This window comes from Janibacter cremeus, from assembly GCF_029395675.1.
Classification (GTDB): Bacteria; Actinomycetota; Actinomycetes; order Actinomycetales; family Dermatophilaceae; genus Janibacter; species Janibacter cremeus_A.
The window spans coordinates 437,396-460,618 of the sequence record NZ_CP115184.1; the positions used below are offsets into that span (position 1 = coordinate 437,396).

General features: G+C 68.4%; 17 protein-coding genes. 8 read left to right on the forward strand and 9 right to left on the reverse strand.

All coding sequences use genetic code 11. The features are described 5' to 3' along the window. Nucleotides 1-59: 59 nt before the first annotated feature. Nucleotides 60-2,960: a leucine--tRNA ligase gene (gene leuS / locus O9K63_RS02020; RefSeq protein ID WP_277240132.1), complete on the forward strand. Its 2,901-nt coding sequence runs from the start codon at nucleotides 60-62 to the stop codon at nucleotides 2,958-2,960. 269 nt (nucleotides 2,961-3,229) lie between these two features. On the opposite strand, the gene O9K63_RS02025 is transcribed toward leuS, so the two are convergent. Together O9K63_RS02025 and O9K63_RS02030 are read right to left on the reverse strand one after the other, a co-directional pair. After that, nucleotides 3,230-4,270 carry a pirin family protein gene (locus O9K63_RS02025; RefSeq protein ID WP_277240133.1) on the reverse strand — a complete coding sequence of 347 codons (1,041 nt, stop codon included), beginning with the start codon at nucleotides 4,268-4,270 and terminating at the stop codon, nucleotides 3,230-3,232. Beyond that, a complete protein-coding gene (locus O9K63_RS02030) occupies nucleotides 4,267-4,740 on the reverse strand; it encodes a carboxymuconolactone decarboxylase family protein (protein WP_277240134.1) in 474 nt (157 codons plus the stop codon). Before O9K63_RS02030 ends, O9K63_RS02025 begins: the two co-directional genes overlap by 4 nt. Nucleotides 4,741-4,794: 54 nt before the next feature. Between O9K63_RS02030 and O9K63_RS02035 the strand changes: the two genes are divergently transcribed. The 3 genes from O9K63_RS02035 to O9K63_RS02045 all read left to right on the forward strand — a co-directional run bounded on the left by O9K63_RS02035 (nucleotide 4,795) and on the right by O9K63_RS02045 (nucleotide 8,956). Further along, nucleotides 4,795-5,652, forward strand: a complete 858-nt coding sequence (locus O9K63_RS02035; RefSeq protein WP_277240135.1) for a DegV family protein — start codon at nucleotides 4,795-4,797, stop codon at nucleotides 5,650-5,652. Nucleotides 5,653-5,750: 98 nt separating this feature from the next. Then, entirely contained in the window at nucleotides 5,751-6,566 is an 816-nt protein-coding gene (locus tag O9K63_RS02040) for a ComEA family DNA-binding protein (protein WP_277240136.1), read from the forward strand. Beyond that, complete coding sequence (locus tag O9K63_RS02045; protein ID WP_277240137.1) at nucleotides 6,563-8,956, forward strand: ComEC/Rec2 family competence protein; 2,394 nt, start codon at nucleotides 6,563-6,565, stop codon at nucleotides 8,954-8,956. The genes O9K63_RS02040 and O9K63_RS02045 overlap by 4 nt, the downstream gene beginning before the upstream one ends. Before the next feature lie 10 nt (nucleotides 8,957-8,966). Here the strand turns inward: O9K63_RS02045 and O9K63_RS02050 are convergent, their stop codons facing one another. Then, complete coding sequence (locus tag O9K63_RS02050) at nucleotides 8,967-9,887, reverse strand: LysR family transcriptional regulator (RefSeq protein WP_277240138.1); 921 nt, start codon at nucleotides 9,885-9,887, stop codon at nucleotides 8,967-8,969. A 60-nt stretch (nucleotides 9,888-9,947) separates the two neighbouring features. Between O9K63_RS02050 and O9K63_RS02055 the strand changes: the two genes are divergently transcribed. Further along, nucleotides 9,948-10,778, forward strand: a complete 831-nt coding sequence (locus O9K63_RS02055) for an NAD-dependent protein deacetylase (protein WP_277240139.1) — start codon at nucleotides 9,948-9,950, stop codon at nucleotides 10,776-10,778. Nucleotides 10,779-10,783: 5 nt separating this feature from the next. On the opposite strand, the gene O9K63_RS02060 is transcribed toward O9K63_RS02055, so the two are convergent. Together O9K63_RS02060 and lexA are read right to left on the reverse strand one after the other, a co-directional pair. Continuing rightward, the gene (locus O9K63_RS02060) at nucleotides 10,784-11,203 is read right to left on the reverse strand and encodes a glutaredoxin domain-containing protein (protein WP_277240140.1); all 420 of its coding nucleotides are present in this window, start codon (nucleotides 11,201-11,203) and stop codon (nucleotides 10,784-10,786) included. Between the two features lie 14 nt (nucleotides 11,204-11,217). Beyond that, nucleotides 11,218-12,003 (reverse strand): transcriptional repressor LexA, encoded by a 786-nt coding sequence (gene lexA / locus O9K63_RS02065; protein ID WP_277240141.1) that lies wholly within the window; start codon nucleotides 12,001-12,003, stop codon nucleotides 11,218-11,220. Nucleotides 12,004-12,204: 201 nt separating this feature from the next. Between lexA and O9K63_RS02070 the strand changes: the two genes are divergently transcribed. The 3 genes from O9K63_RS02070 to O9K63_RS02080 all read left to right on the forward strand — a co-directional run bounded on the left by O9K63_RS02070 (nucleotide 12,205) and on the right by O9K63_RS02080 (nucleotide 16,433). Further along, on the forward strand, nucleotides 12,205-12,594 hold the full coding sequence (locus tag O9K63_RS02070) for a LysM peptidoglycan-binding domain-containing protein (protein ID WP_277240142.1): 390 nt from the start codon (nucleotides 12,205-12,207) through the stop codon (nucleotides 12,592-12,594). A 390-nt stretch (nucleotides 12,595-12,984) separates the two neighbouring features. Continuing rightward, on the forward strand, nucleotides 12,985-13,458 hold the full coding sequence (gene nrdR, locus O9K63_RS02075) for a transcriptional regulator NrdR (protein ID WP_277240143.1): 474 nt from the start codon (nucleotides 12,985-12,987) through the stop codon (nucleotides 13,456-13,458). 83 nt (nucleotides 13,459-13,541) lie between these two features. Continuing rightward, on the forward strand, nucleotides 13,542-16,433 hold the full coding sequence (locus O9K63_RS02080) for a vitamin B12-dependent ribonucleotide reductase (RefSeq protein WP_277240144.1): 2,892 nt from the start codon (nucleotides 13,542-13,544) through the stop codon (nucleotides 16,431-16,433). A gap of 66 nt (nucleotides 16,434-16,499) precedes the next feature. Here O9K63_RS02080 and O9K63_RS02085 read toward each other — a convergent pair whose 3' ends face one another. The 4 genes from O9K63_RS02085 to O9K63_RS02095 are packed head-to-tail and all read right to left on the reverse strand — an operon-like array spanning nucleotide 16,500 to nucleotide 23,222. Beyond that, a complete protein-coding gene (locus O9K63_RS02085; protein WP_277240145.1) occupies nucleotides 16,500-16,943 on the reverse strand; it encodes a very short patch repair endonuclease in 444 nt (147 codons plus the stop codon). A gap of 15 nt (nucleotides 16,944-16,958) precedes the next feature. Next, nucleotides 16,959-18,278 (reverse strand): restriction endonuclease, encoded by a 1,320-nt coding sequence (locus tag O9K63_RS02090; RefSeq protein ID WP_277240146.1) that lies wholly within the window; start codon nucleotides 18,276-18,278, stop codon nucleotides 16,959-16,961. Nucleotides 18,279-18,337: 59 nt separating this feature from the next. After that, complete coding sequence (gene drmB / locus O9K63_RS16850; protein WP_431190344.1) at nucleotides 18,338-20,056, reverse strand: DrmB family protein; 1,719 nt, start codon at nucleotides 20,054-20,056, stop codon at nucleotides 18,338-18,340. Then, on the reverse strand, nucleotides 20,046-23,222 hold the full coding sequence (locus O9K63_RS02095) for a helicase-related protein (protein ID WP_277240147.1): 3,177 nt from the start codon (nucleotides 23,220-23,222) through the stop codon (nucleotides 20,046-20,048). Before O9K63_RS02095 ends, drmB begins: the two co-directional genes overlap by 11 nt. Between the last annotated feature and the right edge of the window lies 1 nt (nucleotide 23,223).

Sequence of the window (23,223 nt, forward strand, 5' to 3'; positions counted from 1 at the left end):
GGCTAGTAATGTGCGCCGTGGGCCGAACGGCCGAGGCAACCCCGGGAGACACAGCACTGATGAGCGAGACGCCGTACCGCTACACCGCCGAGATGGCCGGTCGGATCGAGGTCGACTGGCAGGACCGGTGGGAGGAGCAGGGGACCTTCCGTGCGCCGAACCCCACCGGACCGTGGGCCGAGCCCGAGCGCGTGGCCTCCTACGACGGGCACATGCTCGTCCTCGACATGTTCCCCTACCCCTCGGGCGCCGGCCTGCACGTCGGCCACCCGCTGGGCTACATCGCCACCGACGTCTACTCGCGCTTCCAGCGGATGCTCGGCAAGAACGTCCTGCACTGCCTGGGCTACGACGCCTTCGGACTGCCCGCGGAGCAGTTCGCCGTGCAGACCGGCCAGCACCCGCGCAAGACCACCGAGGACAACATGGTGGTGATGAAGCGCCAGCTGCGCCGCCTGGGCCTGGGGCACGACGACCGGCGCGCCTTCGCCACGATCGACCCCGACTACTACCGGTGGACGCAGTGGATCTTCCTGCAGATCCACAACTCCTGGTACGACCCGGACGCGGTGCGCCCCGACGGCGGCACCGGCCGCGCCCGCCCGATCGACGAGCTGGTCGACTCCTTCGCCTCCGGTGAGCGGCCCCTGCCGAAGGGGGAGACCCGCCCCTGGGCGCAGCTGTCCCCCAAGGAGCAGGCGGACGTCCTCGACGAGTACCGCCTCGCCTACACCAGCCACGCCCCGGTGAACTGGGCCCCCGGTCTGGGGACCGTGCTGGCCAACGAGGAGGTCACCGCCGACGGACGCTCCGAGCGCGGCAACTACCCGGTCTTCAAGGCTAACCTGCGCCAGTGGGTCATGCGCATCACCTCCTACGCCGACCGTCTCGCCGACGACCTCGACCGGGTCGACTGGCCGGAGAAGGTCAAGGCCATGCAGCGAAACTGGATCGGCCGCAGCGAGGGTGCCGCCGTCACCTTCCCCGCGAGGGGTGCAGACGGGAGCGAGCACGGCATCGAGGTCTTCACCACGCGCCCGGACACGCTCTTCGGCGCGACCTTCATGGTCCTCGCCCCGGAGCACCCGCTCGTCGACGCGCTCGTGCCCGAGGGTGGTTGGCCCGAGGGGACCGACGAGCGCTGGACCGGGGGAGCGGACACCCCCTTCGCCGCCGTGAGCTCCTACCGCGACGCGGCCGGGCGCAAGACCGAGGTCGAGCGCCAGATCGACACCAAGGACAAGACCGGTGTCTTCACCGGTGGCTGGGCGACCAACCCGGTCACGGGCGAGCAGGTCCCGGTCTTCGTCGCCGACTACGTCCTCATGGGCTACGGCACCGGCGCCATCATGGCGGTGCCCTCGGGCGACCAGCGCGACTTCGAGTACGCGACCGCCTTCGGGCTGCCGATCGTGCACACCGTGCAGGCGCCGGAGGGGCACGAGGGTGCCTGGACCGGCGAGGGCACGATCATCAACTCCACCGCCGAGGGCATCTCCCTGGACGGGTTGAGCGTCGCCGAGGGCAAGGCGAGGATCACCGCCTGGCTCGAGGAGACCGGCCGGGGCGAGGGCACGGTCAACTACAAGCTGCGCGACTGGCTCTTCTCCCGGCAGCGCTACTGGGGCGAGCCCTTCCCGATCGTCTTCGACGAGGACGGCGTCGCGCACGCCCTGCCCGAGTCGATGCTGCCGGTCGAGCTGCCCGAGGTCGAGCACTACAGCCCGCGCACCTTCGAGCCTGACGACGCGAGCAGCGAGCCCGAGCCGCCGCTGGGTCGCGCGACCGAGTGGGTCGAGGTCGAGCTCGACCTCGGTGACGGGCCGAAGAAGTACCGTCGCGAGACCAACACGATGCCCAACTGGGCCGGTTCCTGCTGGTACTACCTGCGCTACCTCGACCCGGCCAACGACCAGGCCTTCGTCGACCCGGGCAACGAGGCCTACTGGGTCGGCCCGCGTCCCGAGTCGGTGCCCGGCGCCCCCGCCGGCACCCGCGACCCGGGTGGCGTCGACCTGTACATCGGCGGTGTCGAGCACGCCGTGCTGCACCTGCTCTACGCGCGCTTCTGGCACAAGGTCCTCTTCGACCTCGGCCACGTCACGAGCGAGGAGCCCTTCCGCAAGTACTTCTCGCAGGGTTACATCCAGGCGCACGCCTACCGCGACGGCCGCGGCCAGCCGGTGCCGGCCTCCGAGGTCGAGGAGCACGGTGATGAGCACGGGCGGACGTCGTTCACCTGGCAGGGCCAGCCGGTCACCCAGGAGTACGGCAAGATCGGCAAGTCGCTGAAGAACGCCGTCAGCCCGGACGAGATGTACGAGCAGTTCGGTGCCGACACCTTCCGCGTCTACGAGATGTCGCTCGGCCCGCTGGAGCAGTCCAAGCCGTGGGAGACCCGCGCGGTCGTCGGCAGCCAGCGCTTCCTGCAGCGCCTGTGGCGCAACGTCGTCGACGAGGAGAGCGGCGAGGTGCACGTCACCGACGACGCCCTCGACGCCGACACCGAGCGCCTGCTGCACCAGGTGATCGCCGCGGTGCGCGAGGACTACGACGGTCTGGGCTTCAACACCGCCATCGCGCGCCTGATCGAGCTGAACAACGCGCTGACCAAGCTCGACTCCGTGCCCCGCGCGGGCATCGAGCCGCTCGTGCTCATGGTCGCCCCCGTGGCGCCGCACCTCGCGGAGGAGCTGTGGTCGCGCCTCGGGCACGAGGAGTCACTGGCCCACGCGCCCTTCCCGGTCGCCGACGAGTCGAAGATGGTCGAGTCGAGCGTCACCTGCGTCATCCAGATCAAGGGCAAGGTCCGGGATCGGGTCGAGGTCCCCGCGGACATCAGCGAGGCCGACCTCGAGGCGCTCGCGCTCGACCGCGAGAAGGTCCGGGCGGCGACCGAGGCGGGCGTGCGCAAGGTCATCGTCCGCGCGCCCAAGCTGGTCAACGTCGTCCCTGTCTGACGCTCGCCCGTGCGGGCCCCACCCGTGCCACCCCGCCCCGTGCCGGCTCCGCCCGGACGAAGGACGGGAGGCCCTTGGTCGTTCGTTCCTCACTCCCTGAGTCGGGCCAACCCATCCTTCGTCCGTGCATCGCCCACTGCTCCCGTGGGGCCTCACTTCCATTGAGGCAGCACGCAACTCCGCCGGGCTGGCCTGGCCGGTCGTCAGGTGGTCAACTCGTGCGACTCACAGCGGAATTTGACGCACCACGTGACCACCTGATGGGCCGCCTACTGTCCTCGCGGCCTGATCCGTGCGTTCGGTAACGCCGGAGCAGGAAGGGGGGCGGGCTGGTTCGGCGGGAAGGTCCCGAACTGCGGGTACCCGATACCGGCGCCGTAGCTGCCGGACTCGGCGGCCGAGACGGCGCCGGGGAACTGCTCGGCGCCGATCTCGGTCTGCCAGGCCTCGCGGTGGGCGACGATCTCGTCGTGGCTGCGGCCGACGAAGTTCCACCACATGACGATCTGCTCGCCGAAGGGCCGCCCGCCGACGAGGATCGCGCGGACCGGCTCGTCCCCGGCCTCCAGACGGATCGTGCCGGGACCGTCCTCGGGCAGGTGGGCGAGCTCGGTCGGGGCGACCGGCTGCCGGTGTCCGTCGACGACGAGCGTCAGGTCACCGGAGTCGACGAGGACGCCGTGCTCGAAGTCGGTGTCCACCTCGAGCTCGACGCTCTCGCCGGCGCGGACGTCGACCTGGGCGGCGAGGGCGTCCACCCGCGTGCGCACGGGTGAGGTGATCCCGGCGCAGGTGCCGATGTAGGTCATGACCGCGCCGCCGGGGACCTCGGCGCGCTCGGCGACGTGGTGCTGGGACCCGGGGGCGGAGTGACGCACCGCGTCCGGGAGGGCGTACCAGAGCTGGACACCGTGGAGCGTCGTCGTGTCGGCGGAGGAGAACTCCGAGTGCGAGACCCCGGTGCCCGCGATCATCAGGTTCACCTCGGCGGGGCGCACGACGTTGGCGAAGTCCGTGGAGTCGATGTGCTCGATGCGCCCCTCGAAGAGCAGCGTCACCGTGGCCAGGCCGGTGTGCGGGTGGCGGGGGACCGACATCCCACCGCTGCTGGCGACGGCGTCGGGGCCGAAGTGGTCGACGAAGCACCACGGACCGATGAGGCTGCGCCTGCGCTGGGGCAGGGTGCGCCGCACCTTCATCGCCCGTGGGCCACCGAGGGGGACCTCACGGGCGGTGATGATCTCGATGGCATCGGCGCACGTGACGTGCTCGCCCTCGTACTCGAGCGGGTCGATCTCTGCGTTGCTCATGGCTCTCCTCGCCGCTTGACGGGGTGCTCCGAGAGGATGGAGACGCGGTTGTAGGCGTTCATGGTCACGGCGGCCCACTCCACGGCGGTGAAGGCCTCGTCGCCGAGGGTGTCGTGCGCGGAGCGCAGCCGCGCCCGTCGCACGTCGACGTCGGGGAGGGAGGTGGTCACCTCGGCGACCTCGAGCACGGCGCACTCGACGACGTCGAAGAGGGTGGACTCCCGCCACGCCGGCAGCTGCGCGATGCGCTGGCTCGTGGCGCCCGCCTCCTCGGCCTTCCGGGTGTGCAGGTCCAGGCAGAACGAGCAGCCGTTGAGCTGGGAGATGCGCACGTTCATCAGCTCGAGCGTCTGGCGGTCCAGCCCGGCGGCCTCCGCGGCGGCCGAGACCTTCATCGCGAGGGAGTTCAGCGCCTTCCACACGTCGGGGTCGGAGCGGTCCAGGAAGGGCTGACGGTCACTGGAGGACATGCCCGCAGGCTAGCCCGGACCGCTGATCGTGTCGCTCCTCGATATCCTCACCTCGTGAACATCGCCGTCGTCACCGACTCCACCGCGTCGCTGACCGAGGACCTCCGCAGCCGGCACGGGATCACCGTCGTGCCCCTGCACGTGGTCGTCAACGGCGTCGACCGCGCCGAGGGCGAGGGCGCGGACACCGGGTGGGTCGTGGAGGCGCTGCGCGCCAAGGCGGACATCAACACCTCCCGGCCGACCCCGGCGGCCTTCCTGCAGGCATACCAGCAGGTGGCGAAGGGGGGTGCCGACGCGATCATCTCGGTGCACCTGAGCGGTCACCTCTCGGGCACGGCGGACTCCGCCCGCTCCGCCGCACCCGAGTCCCCGGTACCGGTGCACGTCGTCGACTCGCAGCTGATCGGGATGGCCCTGGGGTTCGCCGCGATCGGTGCCGCGCGGGACGCGCAGGCCGGGTACGACGTCGACGACGTCCTCGAGCGCCTGGAGCGCCGCTGCGCGGCCTCGTCGATCCGACTGGTCGTGCACAGCCTCGAGCGGCTGCGCCGGGGTGGCCGCATCGGCGGTGCGGCGGCGCTGCTGGGGTCGGCCCTGGCGATGAAGCCCCTCCTCCACGTGGTGGACGGCGAGGTCCAGCCGCTGGAGCGGGTGCGCACTGCCGGCAAGGCGATCGCCCGGCTGCAGGCGCTGACGGAGGCCGACTGCGACGCGCTGCCCGACTGGGCCGACGGCGCCGACGTCGCCGTCCACCACATCGACGCGGGGGACAGGGCCGAGCTGCTGGCCGCGAACCTGGGGCAGCACGTCGACGGTGACGTGGACCTGGCGAACCTCAGCGCCGTCGTCGCCGCGCACGTCGGCCTCGGCACCGTCGGTGTCGCCGTGAGCCCGCGCCCCCGCGACTGAGCCACCACTGCTCCACAACCACCAGCGCTCGACCGGCCGGTCCACAGCGCAACGCAGGACCGACCCCGCACACCCCGCACCTCCCTAGCGTCACGGGCATGAGCCCACGTGCCAGCGAGCCCTCCACCCGGGTCGCCGAGATCCTCGATGACGACCGTGACCCCGCGGTGCTCGAGCTGCCCTCGACCGTGGCGACCGGTCGCTACTCGGTCAGTCGCCAGGCCGTGATCGGCATCGCCCTCGTCGTCGCGGTCGCGGTGGCGGTGCTCGGTGGTCGCTATCTCATGGCGCGCCAGGACGCGGCTCCCCAGCCCGTGGCGGCGGTGGCCGACGAGGGGGACCGCAGCGCCTACGCCGGGCAGGAGGCTGATGGTGAGGGCGGTGGCGCCGGAGCGGGCGGATCGGTCCCGACGCCGGCCAGCGAGCCGGACGGGGCAGCCGGCTCGGTGGCCGCCGCACCATCTGCCGCACCCGGCGTCACCGTCCACGTCGTCGGCGAGGTCAAGAGCCCGGGGATCGTCTCGCTGCCCGGGGGCTCGCGCGTCACGGACGCGCTGGAGGACGCGGGCGGCGCAACCTCCAAGGCCGACCTGACCGGCATCAACCTCGCCCGCGAGCTCGTCGACGGTGAGCAGGTCGTGGTGCCGAAACCCGGGGAGACGCCTGTCGGGGCGGCGCCTCCGACCGGGCCGGGTAGCCCCGGAGGGCCGGCCTCGCCGGATGCCCCGGTCAACCTCAACACCGCCGACCTCGCCACGCTCGAGACGCTGCCGGGTGTCGGCCCGGTCCTGGCGCAGCGGATCATGGACTGGCGCCTGGAGCACGGGCAGTTCGTCGCCGTCGAGGAGCTCGGCGAGGTCAGCGGCATCGGCGACAAGACCTACGCGCAGCTCGCCCCCAAGGTCACCGTGTGACCTCCGCGCAGCCGGTCCTCGACCTGCGGCTGCTCCTGCCGTGCCTCACAGCGTGGGCGGTGGGGGCGTGGGCGCTGTCCTGGTCCGGCGCCCAGCGCGCCACCGGTGTCGCCCTCGCCCTCGCCCTGCTTGCCGTGCTCGTGGCCGCGGGTGTGCGCTACCGCGGTCGGCACGCCCGGGCGTCGTGGCGCCGGGACGGTCCCGGCGTGCTCGCGCTGACCCTCGTCGCGACCGTGCTCGTCCTGGGCTCCTCGGCCGCGCACGAGTGGCGCCGACAGCTCGGCCCGGTCGACCGGCTCGCCGAGCGTGGCGCGATGGTCCGGGCGGAGGGGGTGGTCCTCACCGAGCCGAGGGTGCGCGCCGGGCGGCCCTCGGGCGACGAAGGGGGCGAGCCCCCTCAGCAGGCCTACCTCCGGGTCCGGCTCGAGAGCGTCGACTCACGCGGGGTCAGGACCCGGGTCCACGCGCCGGTCTTCGTCCGCGGTGACGCGGCGTGGGCCGAGGTCGGCTGGCACGACCGGATCGAGCTGACCGGCAAGCTCTCGCCAGCCGATGCCGCGGCCCCGGAGGTCGCGCAGCTGAGCCCCCGCGGCCCGCCGGTGCCGGTGGGGGAGCGCTCCACCGTCCGGGCCGGCGCCGAGCACCTGCGCAGCGGGATGCGCGAGGCGGTCGACCCGCTGCCGACCGATGCCCGCGCCCTGCTGCCGGCCCTGGTCATCGGCGACACCTCGATGACACCGCAGGAGCTGACCGACGACATGCTCGTCACCGGCATGAGCCACCTGTCGGCGGTGAGCGGCTCCAATGTCGCGGTCGTCCTCGCGGCACTCGTCGGGGCCTGCCGGCTGGGTGGGGTCCCGCGGCGCTGGCGACCGTGGGCGGCCGGGGCCGGCCTGGCGTTCTTCGTCGTCCTCGCGCGACCGGAGCCCAGCGTCATCCGGGCGGCGACGATGGGGGCGATCGGCCTGATCGGGATGAGCACCTCCCGTCGCGGGGCCGGGACACCGGTGCTCTGCACGGCGGTACTCGTGCTGCTGGCGATCGATCCGTGGCTCGCCCGCTCCTACGGCTTCGTGCTGTCGACGCTGGCGACCCTGGGGCTGCTGCTCTTCGTGCGGCCCTGGTCGGCGGCGATCAACGCGCACCTGCCCCGGCAGCTGCACCTCATCGGGCCGGCGGTCGCGATCCCGCTCGCGGCGCAGCTGGTCTGCGGCCCGGTCATCGTCCTGCTCCAGGGCAATGTCAGCCTCATCGCCGTCGTGGCCAACCTCGTCGCCGCACCCTTCGTCGCACCGGCCACCGTCCTGGGCGTCACCGCCGCCCTCGTCGCGGTCGTGAGCACCACGGTGGCGACGCTCGTGGGGTGGCTGGGGACCCCCTTCGCCCTGGTCATCGCGTGGACCGCCCGGGTGGCCGCGGACGTGCCCGGCGGGGCCCTGCCGTGGCCGGACGGTGCGCCGGGGGCGCTGCTGCTCGCGGCCGTGACGGCGGTGGGCATCCTCTGCGGGCCGTGGGTGCTGCACCGGGCCCGGGCCAGTCCGCTCGTGGCTCTCGGGGTCCTCACCGTCCTCACGACCGGGTTGGTCCCCTCCCGCAGCCTCGGGTGGCCACCACCGGGGTGGCGGCTCGTCGCGTGCGACGTCGGGCAGGGGGACGGGCTGGTCCTCGCCTCGGGCCCCCGTCGGGCGGTGCTCGTCGACGTCGGTCCGGAGGACAGCGACATCGACGGTTGCCTGGACCGGCTCGGGGTGCGCTCGCTCGACGCGGTGGTGCTCACGCACTTCCACGAGGACCACGTGGCCGGTCTCGAGGACGCGCTGGGCGGACGGGCGGTCGGGGCGCTGCTCGTCACTCCCGAGGCCGATCCCGAGTGGGCGGCCCGGCAGGTCCGGGAGGTCGCCGCGGAGCACGACGTGCCGGTGCGCACGGTCGTGGCGGGCGACCGCTTCGAGCTCGGTGAGGTCAGCGCGACGGCGTGGTGGCCGGCCCGTCCCGTGGCCGGGGGGTCGCCGGCCAACAACGCGAGCATCGTGCTGCACGTGCGCAGCGGGGACGTCGACGCGCTGCTGCTCGGGGACATCGAGCGCGAGGCCGGGCACGCCCTGCTGCTCGCCCTGCGGCGCGACCCGGCGATGGCCGCGGCCGCCGACGGGCTCGAGGTGCTGAAGATGCCCCACCACGGGTCGAGCAACCTGGACGAGGGCTTCATGGACGAGGTCGCCGCGCCGGTCGCGCTCATCAGCGTCGGTGCCGACAACGACTACGGCCACCCCACGCCCTCCGCCCTCGCCTGGGCCGCGAGCCACGCCTCCCGGACCCTGCGCACCGACGTCCACGGTGACATCGCGGTCCTCGACGGGCCCAGGGTCGTCACCGAGAGGCCCGGGTGAGCCCGTAGCGTCAGACGGAGGCGGGCGTGGCCGTCGCGGCGGAGGCGACGAGCGCCTCGAGCGTGGCGGCGACGGCCGGCACCTTGAGCAGGTCCTCGGTCGTGACCGCGTGGATCCGGCGATGGCTCGTCGGGTCCAGCGGACGGATGACGACGTCGGGGTTGGAGGTCGCCGCGCGGATGAGGTCGGGGATGAGCGCCACCCCGAGACCGGCGGCGACGAACCCCTGGACGGCGACGTAGTCCTCGGTCTCGAAGGCGACCTTGGGCGCGAATCCCGCGTTGTTGGCGATCTGCAGCAGGTGCCCGCGACAGCGGGCGCACCCGGCGATCCAGTCCTCGTCGGTCAGGTCGGTCATCGAGACGACCTCCTGCCCGGCGAGCGGGTGGTCGTGGGGGAGGGCGACGCGGACCTCCTCCTCGAGCAGGGGGTGGACGGCGAAGCCCTCGAGGTCCTCGCCACGGGCGATGTCGCTGCCGTCGTAGGAGAAGGCGACGGCGAGGTCGACCTCCCCGGAGCGCAGCGCGGCGATCGACTCGGGCGGCTCGGCCTCGGCGAACTGCACCGACAGGTCCGGGTACTGCCTGCGCACCGCGGCGAGCGCGCGGGGGACGAGCGTGACCGAGGAGGAGGGGAAGGCCATCAGGCGGACCCGACCGGAGCGCAGCCCGGCGATCGCGGCGACCTCCTCCTCGGCGGCGTCGAGGGCGGCGAGCACGGGGGCGGCGTGGCGGGCCAGGACGCTGCCGGCCTCGGTCAGGCGCACGGAGCGACCGACCTTCTCCACGAGCACGGTGCCGGTGCGCTGCTCGAGCCGCTTGACCATCTGGGAGACGGCCGGTTGCGAGTAGCCGAGGGCGAGGGCAGCGGCGGTGAAGCTGCCCTCCTCGGCGATGGCGCGCATCACGCGCAGCCCTGCGGCGTCGATCATGCCGCCATGCTAAGCCGTGGGTGGTGGATCAGGGGTCCGGCTACGTCGCATACTGGGCGGGTGATCGAGGACATCGCCCGCGTGCTGTCGGCAGGACCGGCGCTGGTGCTCACGGGCGCCGGCATGTCCACCGACTCCGGCATCCCCGACTACCGCGGCCCGGACGGCCAGCGGAAGGTCACGCCCATGCACCTCTCGGAGTTCGTCGCCAGCAGCGAGGCGCGGCGGCGCTACTGGGCGCGCAGCTTCGTCGGTTGGCGCCGCTTCCACGCGGCCCGGCCCAACGCGGCGCACCATGCCGTCACGCGCCTGCAGGAGCTCGGAGCGGTGGGCCCGCTGATCACGCAGAACGTCGACGGCCTGCACCAGGCCGCCGGCACCCGCGAGGTCGTCGAGCTGCACGGCAACCTCGTCGACGTCGTCTGCCTCACCTGCGACGCGCGGGTCGCCCGTCCCGTCCTCGACGAGCGGATGGCCGCGGAGAACCCCGGCTTCGACGTCGACAGCGACGAGATCCGCCCGGACGGCGACGTGCGGCTCGACGCCGTGGACGTCGAGCGGTTCCGGGTACCGATCTGCACCTCGTGCGGGCAGGACACGCTCAAGCCGGACGTCGTCTTCTTCGGGGGAGCGGTGGACAAGCCGAAGGTCCAGCACTGCTTCGACCTGACCGACCAGGCGCCGAGCCTGCTCGTGCTCGGTAGCTCGCTGCAGGTGATGTCCGGGCTGCGCTTCGTGCGCCGGGCGGCCAAGCGCGGGATCCCGGTCGCGCTGATCACCCGGGGGCCGAGCCGGGGCGACGACCTCGTCGACCACCGCGTCGACGGGGAGCTGGCCGACTCCCTTCGCTCACTGACGCAGTCGTTGGACCGGGTGGCCGCGAGCGCCTGAGGTGGTCAGCGCAGCGCGGCCCTGACGACCTCGGGGTCGGGGTTGGTGTGCACCTCGTCGCCGATGCGCACGGTCGGGACGGTCTCGTTGCCGCCGTTGACCGAGCGGACGAAGGCGGCCGCGTCCTCGTCCGCCCAGATGCTGACCCAGGCGGCCTTGTCCTTGTCCTTGCCCAGGGCGCCGCGCAGGCGCAGGCAGAACACGCACCCGGGGCGCCAGTAGATGACGACGGGGAACTCGCTGCGCCTCGCCTCGACCTCGGCGTGGCCCGGCCCGCCGCGGCCGTTGAGCGGGGAGAGCCACCACGCGAAGACGAGGACGACGACGAACAGCACGACGTTGGACCCCTCGCCGGTGCGCACTCCCTGTGCCGCGAGGACGATGCCCGCGACGAGCAGGGCCAGTGCGGATCCCCATCTGCGCATGGGGCGATTGTGCCTCAGAGGCTGCGCAGGACCGCCGTCACCTTGCCCAGCACGGTCGCGTGGTCGCCGTCGATCGGCTCGAAGGCCGGGTTGTGGGGGAGCAGCCAGACGTGGCCGTCCTTGCGCTTGAAGGTCTTGACCGTCGCCTCGTTGTCGAGCATCGCCGCGATGATGTCGCCGTTGTCGGCGTCGGGCTGCTGGCGCACGACGACCCAGTCGCCGTCGCAGATGGCCGCGTCGACCATCGAGTCGCCGACGACCTTGAGCAGGAAGAGGGAGCCCTCGCCGACGATCTGCTTCGGCAGCGGGAAGACGTCGTCGACGAGCTCCTCGGCGGTGATCGGCACACCGGCGGCGATCTCACCCAGGACCGGCACGTAGCTGGCCTCGGGCCGCTCGTCGCCGGAGCCGGTGATGTCGACGTCCTCGTCCTGCGCGGTCGCACCACCACGCATGCCGCCGAAGTCGGCGGTGTCGGCGATGACCGCCTCGGCGTCCGCGTCGGGGGAGATGACCTCGATCGCGCGGGGGCGGTTGGGGTCGCGGCGCAGGTAGCCCTTGCGCTCGAGGGAGGAGAGCTGGTGGGCGACCGAGCTGGGGCTGGTCAGGCCGACGAGCTGCCCGATCTCGCGCAGGCTCGGCGGGTAGCCGCGGGTCGCGACGGCGGTGCGGATAACCTCGAGCACCTTGCGCTGGCGGGCCGTGAGGCCGTCGCCGGAGTCCCGCTCCGGGAGGTGGCGCACGGTGCTGTCGCCGCCGCCGGAGTCCGTGCTCGTGTCCTTGCCGCTGCCCTTGCTCATCTCGACCCTTCCGTCCGTGTCACCAGCGTTGTCGGTGGTCGCTGGTCAACTTCTCGGTAGTGGAGACAGTAGGACGATCGAACAGGTATTTCAAACATGTGTTCGAGCGTGTTGTTGATCTTCTTCGAACATCCGTGCTAGACATCGTACAGACGTTCTATCGAACACCGGTTCGAGGGAACACGCCACGAGGAGGACCAGATGACCGCACTCACCGTCACCCACGGCGCGCCGGTCGGTGCGCCCGCAGTCCGACCGACCCGCACCCGCCACCTGCACTCCGTCCCCACGGGCGACGCGGTCGCTGCCCCGGCGAAGGGGGCGGTGCGGCTGACCCGTCGCGGTCGCCTCACGATGACCCTGACGACGCTGGCGGTTGCCTCCGTCGCGGGCGCGGGGATGGCCTTCGGTGGCCCCGCGGCCACGCCGCAGGAAGTCACCGTCGAGCAGGGACAGACCCTGACCTCGATCGCCGCCGTCGAGATGACCGGCGTGCCGACCGACGACGCGATCGCGCAGATCCGGCAGGCCAACGACCTGGCGACCAGCCACGTCCACGCGGGGCAGACCCTGGTCATCCCCACCCCCTGAGAACCTCCCGGGCCCATCGACCCAGCCCGGGCCGGCCGTCGGCCACCTCCGCATGCCGGAGGTGGCCGACGTGCGTGTCAGGGGGGTCGGTCGAGGTGCCGCAGGGGGTTGGTCGAGGCGTCGCGGTCGCGGGTGCCGGCGAGCTGATCCCCGGTATTCCGGCCCTGTGCGCAGGGCGGTGACCGCTCACCGACGGCGCCACGCCGGGGACTTGCATCCGTTGTGTGACAGGGGTCTAATGGTCACTACATCTAGTGGTTACACAGATGTCATTCGTCCACATCTAGTACACAGGATGAGTTCGGTTCTCCACAGGATTCGGGGAATCGTCCCCATCCCGTCCACCGTTTCATCCACAGGCACACCCCTACGAACCGAGAGGAGTCGGCCATGCACTGTCCCTTCTGCCGGCACACCGACTCCCGGGTCATCGACAGCCGGACCACCGACGACGGCAGCGCGATCCGCCGCCGCCGCCAGTGCCCGGAGTGCTCCCGGCGCTTCACCACGCTGGAGAGCGCGAGCCTGTCGGTGACCAAGCGGTCGGGTGCTGCCGAGCCGTTCAGCCGGGCCAAGGTGCTCGCCGGTGTCCGCAAGGCCTGTCAGGGCCGCCCGGTCACCGAGGACCAGCTCGCCCTGCTCGCCCAGCGCGTGGAGGAGAGCATCCGCTCGCAGGGCAGCGCCGAGATCGACGCCCACGAGGTGGGCATGGCGATCCTGCCGCCCCTGCGGGACCTGGACGAGGTCGCATACCTGCGCTACGCGTCCGTCTACCAGTCCTTCGAGTCGCTCGAGGACTTCGAGGCGGCCATCAGCGCCCTGCGCCGCGAGCACGCGACCGCCACCGAGGGCGCCACCCCATAGACCCCGGGTACCGATACGCGATTGGGCTGTCGGTACCCGGTGCAAACGTAAGAACCGTACACACGGATCGAGGAGAGAAGAGCATGACCGAGACCGCCGGCAAGTCCAGCGCACGTCGCGGCTCCCGCACGAACAAGGGGCTGACGATCGAGCGCATCCACACCACCGAGGGCGTGCACCCGTACGACGAGGTGACGTGGGAGAAGCGTGACGTCGTCCAGCAGAACTGGAAGACCGGCGCGACGATCTTCGAGCAGCGCGGGGTCGAGTTCCCCGACTTCTGGTCGTTGAACGCCTCGACGATCGTGACGACGAAGTACTTCCGGGGCGCCCTGGGCACCCCGGAGCGCGAGACCGGTCTGAAGCAGCTCATCGACCGCGTCGTGCTCACCTACGTCAAGGCCGGCAAGGACAACGGCTACTTCGCCACCGACACCGACGCCGAGATCTTCGAGCACGAGCTGACGTACGCCCTGCTCCACCAGATCTTCAGCTTCAACTCCCCGGTGTGGTTCAACGTCGGCACGCAGAGCCCGCAGCAGGTCAGCGCCTGCTTCATCCTCTCCGTCGACGACTCCATGGACTCGATCCTCAACTGGTACAAGGAGGAGGGCTTCATCTTCAAGGGCGGCTCCGGCGCCGGCCTGAACCTCTCCCGTATCCGCTCCTCCAAGGAGTTGCTCTCCTCCGGTGGCACCGCCTCCGGCCCGGTCTCCTTCATGCGTGGTGCCGACGCCTCCGCCGGCACGATCAAGTCCGGTGGCGCGACCCGTCGCGCGGCGAAGATGGTCGTCCTGGACGTCGACCACCCGGACATCGAGGAGTTCGTCGAGACCAAGGCCCGCGAGGAGCACAAGATCCGTGCGCTGCGTGACGCCGGCTTCGACATGGACCTCGGCGGCGCGGACATCACCTCCGTGCAGTACCAGAACGCGAACAACTCGGTGCGCGTCAACGACGAGTTCATGCGTGCGGTCGAGGACGGGACCGAGTTCGGTCTGAAGTCGCGCACCGACGGCTCGGTCATCGAGAGCGTCGACGCCCGCGAGCTCATGGGCAAGATCGCCCAGGCCGCGTGGGAGTGCGCCGACCCGGGCATCCAGTACGACGACACGATCAACGACTGGCACACCAACCCCGAGTCGGGTCGGATCACCGCGTCGAACCCCTGCAGCGAGTACATGTCCCTGGACAACTCCTCCTGCAACCTCGCCTCGCTGAACCTGCTGAAGTTCCTCGGCGACGACGACACCTTCGACGCCGAGCGCTTCCAGAAGGTCGCCGAGCTGGTCATCACCGCGATGGACATCTCCATCTGCTTCGCGGACTTCCCGACGGACCCGATCGGTGACACCACGCGCGACTACCGCCAGCTGGGCATCGGCTACGCCAACCTCGGCGCGCTGCTGATGGCGACCGGTCACGGTTACGACTCCGACGGCGGTCGTGCCCTCGCGGCGTCGATCACCTCGCTGCTCACCGGTGCCTCCTACAAGCGCTCCGCGGAGCTCGCCGGCATCGTCGGCCCGTACAACGGCTACGCCCGCAACGCCGACGCGCACAAGCGCGTCATGCGCAAGCACCAGGCCGCCAACGACGAGATCCGCACGCTGCACACGATGGACCGCTCGATCCACAAGGCGGCCACCAAGGCCTGGGACGCGGTCGTCAAGGTCGGCGAGAAGAACGGCTACCGCAACGCCCAGGCGTCGGTGCTCGCTCCCACCGGGACCATCGGCTTCATGATGGACTGCGACACCACCGGTATCGAGCCGGACTTCTCGCTGGTGAAGTTCAAGAAGCTCGTCGGTGGCGGCTCCATGCAGATCGTCAACCTGACGATCCCGCGTGCGCTGAAGCTGCTCGGCTACACCGAGGAGACGTCCGAGGCGATCGTCGAGTACATCGCCGACAAGGGTCACGTCATCGACGCCCCGGGTCTGAAGCCGGAGCACTACGAGGTCTTCGACACCGCCATGGGTGAGCGCGCCATCGCGCCGATGGGCCACGTGCGGATGATGGCCGCGGTGCAGCCCTTCCTCTCCGGTGCGATCTCCAAGACGGTCAACCTGCCGGAGAGCGCCACGGTCGAGGAGATCGCGGACGTCTACTCCGAGGGCTGGAAGCTCGGCCTGAAGGCGCTGGCGGTCTACCGCGACAACTGCAAGGTCGGTCAGCCGCTGTCCGACGGTGGGTCCACGGCGAAGGGGGCCAAGGCGGACGCCGAGGCCGCTGCGGCGGAGTCCGCGAAGGTCGTCGAGTACCGCCCGCTGCGTCGTCGCCTCCCGAAGCGTCGCACCTCGCAGACCACGAGCTTCGCCGTGGGCGGGGCCGAGGGGTACCTGACCGCCGGCACCTACGAGGACGGCGAGCTGGGCGAGATCTTCCTGAAGTTCGGCAAGCAGGGCTCGACCCTGGCCGGTCTGATGGATGCCTTCTCCATCGCGATCTCGATCGCGCTGCAGCACGGTGTGCCGCTGGAGACCTACGTCGAGAAGTTCACCAACCTGCGCTTCGAGCCGGCCGGTATGACGGACGACCCGGACGTGCGGATGGCGCAGTCGATCATGGACTACGTCTTCCGTCGCCTCGCGCTGGACTACCTGGACTTCGACACCCGGTCCTTCATGGGCATCCACACCGCCGACGAGCGGTCGCGCCAGCTGGAGACCGGCTCGTACGCCCCGTCGTCCTCCGACGAGGACGAGGACTACGACGACGAGTCCTACAGCCAGACCGTGGCCACCACCGAGGCCCGGCCGGCCGCCAAGGAGGAGTCGACCGACACCTCCGGTACCGGCAGCGCCTCCGCACGGGAGGCCGACGCCACGATCCACTCCTCGGCCGAGCTCATGGAGAAGCTCCAGGGCAAGGCCTCGGACGCCCCGATGTGCATGACCTGCGGGACCAAGATGCGCCCCGCCGGCTCCTGCTACGTCTGCGAGGGTTGCGGCTCGACCAGCGGTTGCAGCTGATCCGCTGAGTGACTGACAGTGGCCCCCGACTCCACACGGAGTCGGGGGCCACTGTCACTTCAGAGATCAGTGTTTCTGACGACGCAGAAGCCCTCGGTAGGTCTCCTCGATGAGATCCGCCGCATCACTCGGCGGTACGTGCTCCCACAGTCGGAGGACGGTCCAACCAAGATCGGCAAGGCGCCGATCGGTGTCACGGTCTCGTTGCTCATTGATCGACAATTTCCATAACCACCAGTCTCGGTTCGACTTGGGAGTGGTGCCGTGGACCGGGCAGCTATGCCAGAAGCAGCCATCGACGAGCACTGCCAGCTTCACGCGTGTGAAGGCCAGGTCCACTCGTCGTCGTGGCAGACCGCTGATCCGATGTTGTATCCGAAACCGGAGCCCCCGTGCATGAAGGTGCTGTCGGATACGGACTTCCGGCGCGGTGCCCTCCCTCGCTTGCCGGGAGAAGCGCCGACTGACGACGGCGTCTGGCCGTCGTCGGGGTGGTGGCGTGATCGACATCGTTGACGAGGCTACTCAGCTGGTGAGGATCTCCATCGGTCTCCGGCTCGTGACCTCGGACTGGTAACGCTCTGAGACATGCTCCAAGAGAGCGTCGAGGTCACCGCTGAACGACTGCTGCACGATGCGATCGATCGTCTCGACGAGCTTCAAGCCCGGCACCAGCATCACGGGGTACTCGTCGTCCACGATCTCGACTTGTGCTTGCTTCGAGAAGTGGCCCGTTGTGACGTATACGCCGATCCAGCCACGTCGCAGCCTCGCGACGAGCCGTGCAACCTGATCTGGACTGACGCCGGAGCTAGGGAGCACGCACTTGGCTTGGCCGAGGACGACCAACGGCGCCTTGCCGTGGCCGATGCCAACATCGAGGCGGCCAACGAAGTCCATGCCACCGTCACCGCCAGCGCGAGTGAGCCATCCTGCCGTGTACGTGTGTCCCTGCTCGCCGAGGAGCTCACCCGCAACCATTGAGGCGAGGTACTCGAAGGAGTGTTTTTGACCGTCGAAGAAGCGATACGTCCTCGCGAGCAGATCCCCGTACTTGGAGCCTGCGACGGGCAGTTGCTCTTCGCGGCTGCGAACACGGCTGCTCATGACGCGACGCCGAATTCGTGGGAGCGCGGCTCGACCGTCCTTGACCCAGCGCTTCCAAGATTCGGGGGCGCGCTCGAGAGCCTGGCTCGCATTGAGCCGCGGGTCCCGTCGGTCATCGATCCACGACCAGTCGAGCTCATCGTCACGGCCGAGCGAGATGACGTTCAGGTCGAGGGCCAGGTTCGGAAAGCTTCGTCCTGTGACGGGATCCCGTTGGACTACGTACTCCAAGCGCTCGATCAGGGCCACCCCACAGAAGTCGATAAAACCCTTGTCGCGTCGCCGTCCATCTACGTACTCGCTGCGCCCGGCGAACACAAGGAGAGGCTCGGCCTGTAGCCGTTCATCGCGATCTGTTGAACCGTGACGGGACCAGGCATCGATGAGTGCCTTGTTCCCCCGCGTAGACCCCAGCGGGCCAGCGGTGGTCGCCTTGTGGTCCCCGAAGTACCGGATGTGCCCGTGGTCCAGATCGAACTCGTCATGCCAAGGCGTCTCCAACGACCCGGCCTTCCAGGGGCTGGACCGTATCGCGATGGCAGGCCGCCTCTGGCCATCGAGGGCCTTGACATGCTGGACCGCATTGATCCCGCTCTCCAGGATGATCCGTCGTTGATCATCACGCGCGCCCTGCGCGAAGTAGTGAAAGTTGAGGTATCCCTCAAAGATCGGGTCGGCGTTGGCCTTCTTCGCGTATCGAAGTGTCTCCCCGAACTGGAGCAACTTTGGGGTCGACATGGGCCGAGCTAAGCATCTACTTGGTTGCGTGTGAAGGAGGCACCCCGGAACCCGGGCATTCAGTGGCCTCCTGAGGCAAGGGCGGAGAAGAGTCCAGCACCGGCACTCTCTGTTGTACCAACGAGGGTGCCCCGGTCCAGCACGAGATTGAACCCTTCGCAACTGGTCTCTGGGAGTAGGAGGCAAGCGTGGCAGGCAGCGAGGTTGAGACCGTCCACGCCAGATGGTCCGGATTCCAAACACACAGGGTCAGACGTGCACCAGCTTGCGCGTTGAAGGGCAGACGCCAGGACGGCAGCGAACCTGTGCGGATCGCTGAGCGCAGCCAAGCCACCCAGGCTGCCAGCACTATCGGCTGTCGCAGTGTAGATCAGGATCCCGCTCTGGTCGCCATCGGTATAGAGCCGCTCACGCAGTGAAGCTGTTGGATACCCGGCGGTCAGCGAGCATTCATCGATTAGTGCATGTGCTAGCGAGTGGAGGACAAGCCGCTTCGCGCTCACATCTAGCCCACTGGCCATGGACTGCGGCGACAGTTGGTCCTGTGCCTCGAGGAGGCTTCTAACTCTGCCAACGGCGAAGGGGCTGTCGCTCCACGCGTTTAGCTGGCCAGTGTCGAGTCGGAGGAAAATGCCTTCGCCGAGAACCTCCAGCGCTGGGAGCCACCTGACATCCGCGGAGGCCAGGGGCGCCCGACGCGTTTCCTGATCCTTGTCGGACTCGACGGTCATCGGTGTGACTCGGGAGAAGCCAGCAAGAGCCCGAACCTCGCGTAGGCGAGAGACACGAGAGACCTGGGCAATTACCGGTGGTAGTTGTGCAGACGAGATGTCCACCTTGGCACAAAGGAACTCGTCGGTCCCCAGACCCTCCGTCAGACCGTTAACCAAGGCGCGGTACTCCTCGGCACGTAGGTCCTGCTGCGAGGGCCTTTCACCGCTTGCCGCAGGGGTGCGCAGTTCGAGAATGGCAGCCGCGACATCATCGGCAGTGCATCCTTCTGGCGGCTTGAACATCGATGCAAGCGCCACTGGGTCTGCGGTGGGGGTCGCATCTCGAAACTTTCGCGCGGCAAATGCCCGTGCGCGAGAACGGACTGACGGGATGGAGATCGCCGACCTCGTCTCGGCGAACCATGCATTCGATGAACCGCGCTGCAGGGTCCTGAGGGCCCCGGAGCACGATTCACTTTCAGCATTGGGTAACCAGGGGCGTTGACCGGAGCATCCCTTGATGTCCTTCAAGGCCGTGAAGTCGAATGACCCGAACATCGAGCGCTTTTGACCGCAACTGCACTCCACGATGACGTCGGACAAGCTGGAGGACTTGCCTCGTGTTGTGAAGCGCAGGTCGTGCCCTTCGGCGCGCACATATTCGCCTTGGTGAACCCACGAGCGATACGGGAAGTCTTCGATGTGGCCATTTTCGCAGCACACGATGAATCGGGAGGGGGAGACCTTGGCGTTACAGGCTTTGCACCGACGCGAGTCGTTTGCAAGTGACCAGTGGGGTGCCAGGCTGCGACAGTCAGGACAAAAGGCCCACTCAGGGAAGCGAACTACTGGTATGTCACCCGCCTTGCGCCCTGCTGCCGGAGACCGGAACTCGGCTACCCCCAGACTCGCGGCAAGCCGAGGCTCGAACACCTGTGGCCCCTCGGGCCAGTCGTCCAACCCGCAGATCATCATGCTGTCGCTCTCCGTTGGGAAGAGAGAGCCGACACCATAGGTAGTCACCAGGCTCGTACGGCGTGCCTGGCCTACAAACTTACTTGCCACGATTCCTCCGTCGGCGAACTAGAAACAACTTGGACTCAGCATCGACGTCTCGCATGCTCGTCAGAGTGGGCCATGGTGGATCCGTCACTGGGAAGTTCGCTTCGTCGTCGTGGTCGGCTACGACCGAAGATGCGTCCTTGAGTAGAGCGCCAACCTTTCGGTCGTACCAACCCGCATAGTGCGTGAGCGACTCGTCAGAGAGCCATCGTTCGATGAGCTCATTAAGCTCGTCCTCGATGACGTCGGGCGACTCGTCCGGTGGGTAGACCTCCTCGTTCTCCAGGATCTGCTCAGCTCGATCCACGATGCGGGACGCGATGCTCTGGAGCTCGTGCTCCCAGTCCACGGCCGCGCCCGCAGAGCCATCAGGCATCGCCTCTGGGATCAAGAGGCGCGCCATTGACACCAGCACGCCGTGCAGGGCCCGATCGCGAGCACGAGGTGCCAATGGCGTGGCCCCGGTGGCCTCCACATGCCGGTAGATCATTTGGTGATAGCCGGTGAAGTTCTCGAAGTGGGAGAGGTCTCGGGTTCTGGCGGCGTTATAGACCGTCACGACCAGACCAGGCCTGCGACGACCGACTCGGGAAGTTGCTTGAATGTACTCTGAACTGGTCTGAGGCTGTCCCATAACTGCCATCAGGCCAAGGCGGTCCACGTCGACGCCAACGGAGATCATGTTCGTAGCCAGTACAACGTCGGCGGCTTGGTCGTCCCCACGATGCCTTTCGAGGATCTCAAGTTCCTCGGGAATCTCCGAGGACTTCTTCCGGGAAGTCATCTCGCGTGGCTGGTCCAGTTCCCGGACCTTTTCGTTGCGACGCTCTGCAATGACATGCATGTGTCCGGGAACATCATCGATCACCTGCATGTAAGCACCCCCAAGAACTCGAAGGCTATTGAAATAGCCAAGAAGGGTCCAGTAGAGATCCGCATCATCGGATTCTTCTTGAACCGCTGCTGCGCTCTGGAGCAGCGACGCGTAGACGCGGACCATCAGGGTCGTATGACTTGTGCCGGCGCCCATAACTCCTAGATAGGCCCTGGACCCCTTCTCGTCCCGAGATGCCTCGATAGCAAAATACGAGTCTTTTTGAGTGCGCCCAGGTGGCGGGAATTGCCGTGCCTGGCGGGCAAAGACAGCCTTGACCTGTGCGCTAGCACGACGGATCGTCGCGGTTGAGGCTACGACCTTGGGTGGTGCAGGGCGTGAGCATGCGGCGTCGACCGCCATCTCATACAGACCCACTACGGTGCCGAGCGGACCACTGATGAGATGCAGCTCGTCCTGGATGATGAGATCCGGGGGGATGGTGGAACCGGGGCCGTTTGTCTTGGCGTCGGTACCAAAGAGTGCCCCGACCTCGTGCTTCCACGGCATCATCGCGAACTTGTCGACAGTGGCGATGAGGAGCGAAGGTCGTTCGCGATACACGTCCTCGTCAACGATGTTGACGGGTAGGCCGTTGCGGAAACGGCAGCCAGCGAATGCGCAACGGACCACCATTTTTTCATCGTCCACGATCGTGTAGTTCTCGTGAGTGAGCTCAGTTCCGCACCAAGGACATTGGCGCAGTTGGACTGGATCTGCGCGATCCTCTTCGACATCGGCTCGCCCGTTCCTAGCGGCCTGCAGTGCCTTCTTGGCGTCCTTGACCGTGTTGGGAGTCGAGGCCTGGCCGACCCAGAGGCCGATCGAGATGCTCTTGCTTTTCGGGATCTCGCGTACGCGGAGACTCTCTAGCGCGCAGATCAGTCCCGTAGCTCGCTGATACTGCTGGAGTGTCAAGAGACGCAGCGTGTACCGCATCAGAACGGACACGCCCGCATCGTTAGGATTCCGCAAACGCCGCAACATGATGCTGATGGCGACCAGACCCAAGTACGCCTCGGTCTTACCGCCACCTGTGGGGAACCAGAGAAGATCTGCTAAGCGCCGGTCGGGAGAGGATGGCTCACACAAGCCTTCTAGGTTCAGCAAGATGAAGGCCAATTGGAAAGGGCGCCACGAGGCATCCGTATTGCTCGGTGGATCTCCGACGCCACCGTTGCGGTGAAATTCCTGGCGGCTTCGCTGCTCGGACATGGCTTCGTTCATGAGACGGAACGAGGACGCGATCGCTTGATCGCTGTCCAGCAATTCGATGCCGCGACGGATCCGTCGGGCGGCCACTCGGGCCTCGGCCTGGTGTCGCCTCAATGCCTCGACGTCTTGGGTTGATAGCTCAGCCACGTCTTGATCGAGTTGTTCGATCCATCGCTCGTAGTCGTCGGCCAGAACCGCGAGGCCAGAGAAGTCAGTGGTCTTGGCCAGAGAGGACATGGCCAAGTCGAGCGCAGCGATGCCGCCAGGATTACTGAGCAACAGTTCATGGGTAGGCAGGAAAGTGGTCGAGAGTTCTGTCGGAGCCTGGGAGCTTGCACCCCACTCGACAGCACAACCATGACCGATCGCGTAGGTGTTGACGTCGCCGAAGAGCAGACGCTGCGAGTGCACCTCGTCGTCGTCGAGGCCCGCCACGACCACGTCCGGTCGCGCACACAGAACGCCTTCTTTGGCCTTAACGTAGACCTGCGGGTTGAACCAACAGCGTGCGGGCCTTTCTTCCCACGTCGCTTCTGCGGTGTTGACTAGCGCGATCGTCACTGAGACGACTCCATCTTGCGGTGAGCGCACGACGGTCCGCATTTCCAAGCCTGCGACAAGTGTGCGGCGATCAGATCCCACCTGCGAACAGTCGAGGTCGGCTGCCTCAAAAGCCAGGCCCTCACGCGACCACACGGGCTCGTCGCCGACGGTAGACCGAAGGTATCGAGACGCGGTCGGAGCAAGAGTCACGCGTGAACCTCGTTCAAGGTTTACGGCGAATGTCAGGCCCATCGTGCGTGGGTGACGCACCTGCGCGAGGGCTACGACCGGGTCGTCCTGGCCATCCGTGGTCCGGGCGCCTGCATCCCCGTCCTGAGTGGTGTCCAGCCCGTCGGCGTCGATGCCTTCTGCGCTGGAAGTTTCCGTGGTAGCTCGACCGGGGTACAGGACGCCGACGACGAACCTCGACAGGGGGTCCTCGCTCATCTGTTCGTCGGATTCGCCGCCCAAGAGGTCCTCGTATAGGCGTTGAACCATGAACTCACGCGTTTTGTAAGCGCCCAACAGGTCGGCCATA

Bases quoted from the DNA above. Each gene is read 5' to 3' on its own strand.
- leuS (WP_277240132.1), top strand. From the start codon at position 60: ATGAGCGAGACGCCGTACCGCTACACCGCCGAGATGGCCGGTCGGATC.
- O9K63_RS02025 (WP_277240133.1), bottom strand. From the start codon at position 4,270: ATGAGCAACGCAGAGATCGACCCGCTCGAGTACGAGGGCGAGCACGTC.
- O9K63_RS02030 (WP_277240134.1), bottom strand. From the start codon at position 4,740: ATGTCCTCCAGTGACCGTCAGCCCTTCCTGGACCGCTCCGACCCCGAC.
- O9K63_RS02040 (WP_277240136.1), top strand. From the start codon at position 5,751: ATGAGCCCACGTGCCAGCGAGCCCTCCACCCGGGTCGCCGAGATCCTC.
- O9K63_RS02050 (WP_277240138.1), bottom strand. From the start codon at position 9,887: ATGATCGACGCCGCAGGGCTGCGCGTGATGCGCGCCATCGCCGAGGAG.
- O9K63_RS02060 (WP_277240140.1), bottom strand. From the start codon at position 11,203: ATGCGCAGATGGGGATCCGCACTGGCCCTGCTCGTCGCGGGCATCGTC.
- lexA (WP_277240141.1), bottom strand. From the start codon at position 12,003: ATGAGCAAGGGCAGCGGCAAGGACACGAGCACGGACTCCGGCGGCGGC.
- O9K63_RS02070 (WP_277240142.1), top strand. From the start codon at position 12,205: ATGACCGCACTCACCGTCACCCACGGCGCGCCGGTCGGTGCGCCCGCA.
- nrdR (WP_277240143.1), top strand. From the start codon at position 12,985: ATGCACTGTCCCTTCTGCCGGCACACCGACTCCCGGGTCATCGACAGC.
- O9K63_RS02080 (WP_277240144.1), top strand. From the start codon at position 13,542: ATGACCGAGACCGCCGGCAAGTCCAGCGCACGTCGCGGCTCCCGCACG.
- O9K63_RS02085 (WP_277240145.1), bottom strand. From the start codon at position 16,943: ATGTCGATCACGCCACCACCCCGACGACGGCCAGACGCCGTCGTCAGT.
- O9K63_RS02090 (WP_277240146.1), bottom strand. From the start codon at position 18,278: ATGTCGACCCCAAAGTTGCTCCAGTTCGGGGAGACACTTCGATACGCG.
- O9K63_RS02095 (WP_277240147.1), bottom strand. From the start codon at position 23,222: ATGGCCGACCTGTTGGGCGCTTACAAAACGCGTGAGTTCATGGTTCAA.